Below are 3,053 nucleotides of genomic sequence, written 5' to 3' on the forward strand. Positions count from 1 at the left end.
CCTTCCATCGGAAAAAATCGCGGCCGCGCGGCTTCCCCCGCGCGGCCGAGACTTCGATAGTTCAAAAGCAGTCACGCCCGACTGGCTCGACAGGGCAGACAAGCATCGGCACCATGCCCAAGGTTCAGCCGTCACGACCATGACAGCACGAACGGCGGCGGCCGTAAGTAAAGGTGAAGGATCATGGTCACGGTAATGTTTATGAGCGTTGCGCTGATCGCGCTTCTCTGCGTTCTCGCCTACACGCTCGCCATCTATGCGCTGCCCTTCCTACTCGGGCTGGCTGCTGCGCAGTTCGCTTATCACACCGGCTCCGGCCTGATCGGCGCGGGCCTGGTTGGACTGTTCTCCGCTGGCGTCGCTTTCGGTGTCCTGGCGGTGCTGTTCGAGACGATCCGCTCGCCGGTCATCCGCCTGATCGTGGCGCTGATCTTCGCCGCACCTGCTGCCGTGGCGGGCTATGCTCTGGTCTATGGCGTCACCAAGGAGGCCGTGCCGTCCGACACCTGGCGGCAAATCTTCTGCGTCGTCGGCGGCGGTTTTGTCGGAGTGGCCGCTTGGATGAGACTCGCGGCTGGCGTCGGTCAGATCGCCAGATAGTCGTCAGCTTCGCGCCTACCGAAGGGTGCGGAAGACAAGGGCGTTGCCCTTCGGGCCGGGCTTTCGGCTACGCCGGAACCACGCTTGGCAAGCGCGTTTCCGCCATTTGGCTTCAACCCCTAACGCAAGGAACGGCGGTGGCCATTTCGCCGCAAGCCCCACCCGGTTGAGCAAAGCAGATCGGGGCCGGTTCTGCTCGCCCACGGCAGGATCATGACGAGATCGAGCCTTCCGTTCGCTTCGACGGGAAGGCGGATCAGCGCCGGGAAGCTCGGATCATCCGCTTGGCCGAGGCATGGCGCAGCGCCCCGCGGGCGATCTTCTTCAGCCATACCGGATTTGGCAGCACCGCCGAAGGTCAGACGAGACCACGCCCGCAAGTCACCGCTGGCGAGAGGCGAATTTGTCTTGCCAGTCGGATTAGGGAAGGCAGCACCGGCGCAACCCATGCTGTAGAGTCCCCGATCGCGGCGAGGCGCACGACGGTCGCCATTGCCGTATTCCACCCGATTTCCTGGTTCGGGCGCTCCATCCGCGTCCTCGATTGGCAAGGTCTGACCGAAGACCGGCTTCGCCTCGCTCGTCTTCCCCAACGTCCGTCGCCAGCTTTTTTCCGCCGCCCATCCACCCCATGCGGCCAGCCGCATGGGGACCCCGGATCGGCTTTGCAGCGCGAAACAAAAAAGCCGTCGCCGGTCGCCTTCCACTTCGTTCTAGCCCTGAAGGGTGCGGCGCCGACCGTCCCCGGTCTCACGACCGCCATCGAGGTCGCAATGGTGCGGCCCGACAGGAAAAAGGACTACGACAATGGCGACCATCGGCACCTTCACCAAGAACGAGAACGGCGCGGGCTTCACCGGCGCGGTCAAGACCCTGACCCTCAACGTCAAGGCGAAGTTCACCGCCACCGAGGGCGAGAGCGAACGCGGCCCCGACTTCCGCATCTTCGCCGGAGCCACCGAGTTCGGCGCGGCCTGGAAGAAGATCGCCCGCGAGACGCAGCGCGAATACCTCTCCGTCAAGCTGGATGACCCGAGCTTCCCGGCGCCGATCTACGCCAGCCTGGTCGAAGCCGAGGACGGCAGCGGTCACAGCCTCATCTGGTCCCGCCGCAACGGCGACTGAGGCCGGCTCCGAGACAGCCCCGCTCACTCGAGCGGGGCTTCTTCATGCTCATGGCCGCCGCCTTTCAGGGAATATGGAGATCGGGATTCACGGTTTTCCGGTTCTCTGGTCTTGCGATCCCGATCAGATCTTGTCGCCCGTCCTCCGTTCCTCTCTGGCCGGGCCGTTGCTTGGGGGCCTGCCCCCTGGCGCGGCACAAGGGAGCCGAGCCGGCTTCCCCGGCCTTCCTCCACGTCGTTCCTCCGTTCTGTGCAGGCCGGGTGATCCCCCTCCGTCACGTCTCCCTTGCGCCTTGCACCCCCCGGTCTCGGCGACGGCCAGGGTTGCAGCGCAGCGCTGCGCTCCAACCCAAGCCAAAGGATCAAGACCATGACCTATCATCACCTTGCCACCCGGTTCGGCCGCAACTCGCACCAGATCAGCGGGCGCGAACCGCTCGACAACGAGGCGCTTTATCGGCACGTCCCGTCCATCTTCGCCCGCGAGGCGCATGACAGCAGGTCCGAGCGTTACGTATACGTCCCCACCATCGACATCGTGGAAGGCTTGCGGAAGGAAGGATGGTTCCCGTTCTTCGCCGTCCAGTCCGTTCCGCGTGATGGAAGCCGCCACGGCCACGCCAAGCACATGTTGCGCCTTCGCCGCGACGACGGCATCGGCAAGCCGGAAGCGGCAGAGGTCATCGTCGTCAATTCGCATGACGGCACGTCCAGCTATCAGATGTTTGCCGGCATGCTGCGTTTCGTGTGCACCAACAGTCTGGTTGCGGGCGAGCGCTTCGAGGAAGTCCGCGTCCCGCACAAGGGCAGTATCCAGCATGACATTATCGAAGGCGTTTACACAGTCGCGGAGGACTTCCCGCGCCTGATCGACGCCAGCGAGACCATGAAGGAAGTCACCTTGTCGACGGATGAGCGCCATGTTCTGGCCGAGGCGAGCCTTGTCGCGCGCTATGGCGAGGATGAAAGCCCCGTCCGTCCCGATCAGATCATCCAGCCCCGCCGCCGTGAAGATATGGGGCAAAGTCTTTGGATGACGTTCAATGCCATTCAGGAGAATATCGTTCGCGGCGGCTTGCACGGCAGCAAGCGCAATGCGGAAGGCCGCATCCGCCGCAGCCAGACCCGCGCCATCAACGGCATAGACCAGAACGTCACCCTCAACCGCGCCCTTTGGACGCTGGCCGAAGGCATGCAGCGCCTGAAGACGCGATGACCGTCTCGCCGTAGAGCCGGCTTGCCGGCTCTACGGCTTTGCGCCTTTCGGGCTTTCTGCTCCAGGCAGATTTTCCGCCGATCCGGCATTACGGATCGGCGGCGCGGCCGTGC

Annotated in this window: 4 protein-coding genes; 3 read left to right on the forward strand and 1 reads right to left on the reverse strand. The window is 64.3% G+C overall.

Annotated features, from left to right (window positions below):
• The first annotated feature begins 183 nt into the window (after positions 1-183).
• Positions 184-600 carry a hypothetical protein gene (locus NUU27_RS25160; protein ID WP_257765030.1) on the forward strand — a complete coding sequence of 139 codons (417 nt, stop codon included), beginning with the start codon at positions 184-186 and terminating at the stop codon, positions 598-600.
• 119 nt (positions 601-719) lie between these two features.
• Here NUU27_RS25160 and NUU27_RS25165 read toward each other — a convergent pair whose 3' ends face one another.
• The gene (locus tag NUU27_RS25165; protein ID WP_257765031.1) at positions 720-1,247 is read right to left on the reverse strand and encodes a hypothetical protein; all 528 of its coding nucleotides are present in this window, start codon (positions 1,245-1,247) and stop codon (positions 720-722) included.
• Between the two features lie 160 nt (positions 1,248-1,407).
• On the opposite strand from NUU27_RS25165, the gene NUU27_RS25170 reads away from it, so the two are divergent.
• Positions 1,408-1,725: a DUF736 domain-containing protein gene (locus NUU27_RS25170; RefSeq protein ID WP_257765032.1), complete on the forward strand. Its 318-nt coding sequence runs from the start codon at positions 1,408-1,410 to the stop codon at positions 1,723-1,725.
• A gap of 369 nt (positions 1,726-2,094) precedes the next feature.
• Entirely contained in the window at positions 2,095-2,940 is an 846-nt protein-coding gene (locus NUU27_RS25175; protein ID WP_257765033.1) for a DUF932 domain-containing protein, read from the forward strand.
• Positions 2,941-3,053 lie beyond the last annotated feature (113 nt).

It is taken from the genome of Nitratireductor sp. ZSWI3 (assembly GCF_024655565.1).
GTDB lineage: Bacteria > Pseudomonadota > Alphaproteobacteria > Rhizobiales > Rhizobiaceae > Nitratireductor.

What these genes read in the sequence shown, in the direction of transcription:
- NUU27_RS25170 (WP_257765032.1), top strand. Translation starts at nt 1,408, where the DNA reads ATGGCGACCATCGGCACCTTCACCAAGAACGAGAACGGCGCGGGCTTC.
- NUU27_RS25165 (WP_257765031.1), bottom strand. Translation starts at nt 1,247, where the DNA reads ATGCGGCTGGCCGCATGGGGTGGATGGGCGGCGGAAAAAAGCTGGCGA.
- NUU27_RS25160 (WP_257765030.1), top strand. Translation starts at nt 184, where the DNA reads ATGGTCACGGTAATGTTTATGAGCGTTGCGCTGATCGCGCTTCTCTGC.
- NUU27_RS25175 (WP_257765033.1), top strand. Translation starts at nt 2,095, where the DNA reads ATGACCTATCATCACCTTGCCACCCGGTTCGGCCGCAACTCGCACCAG.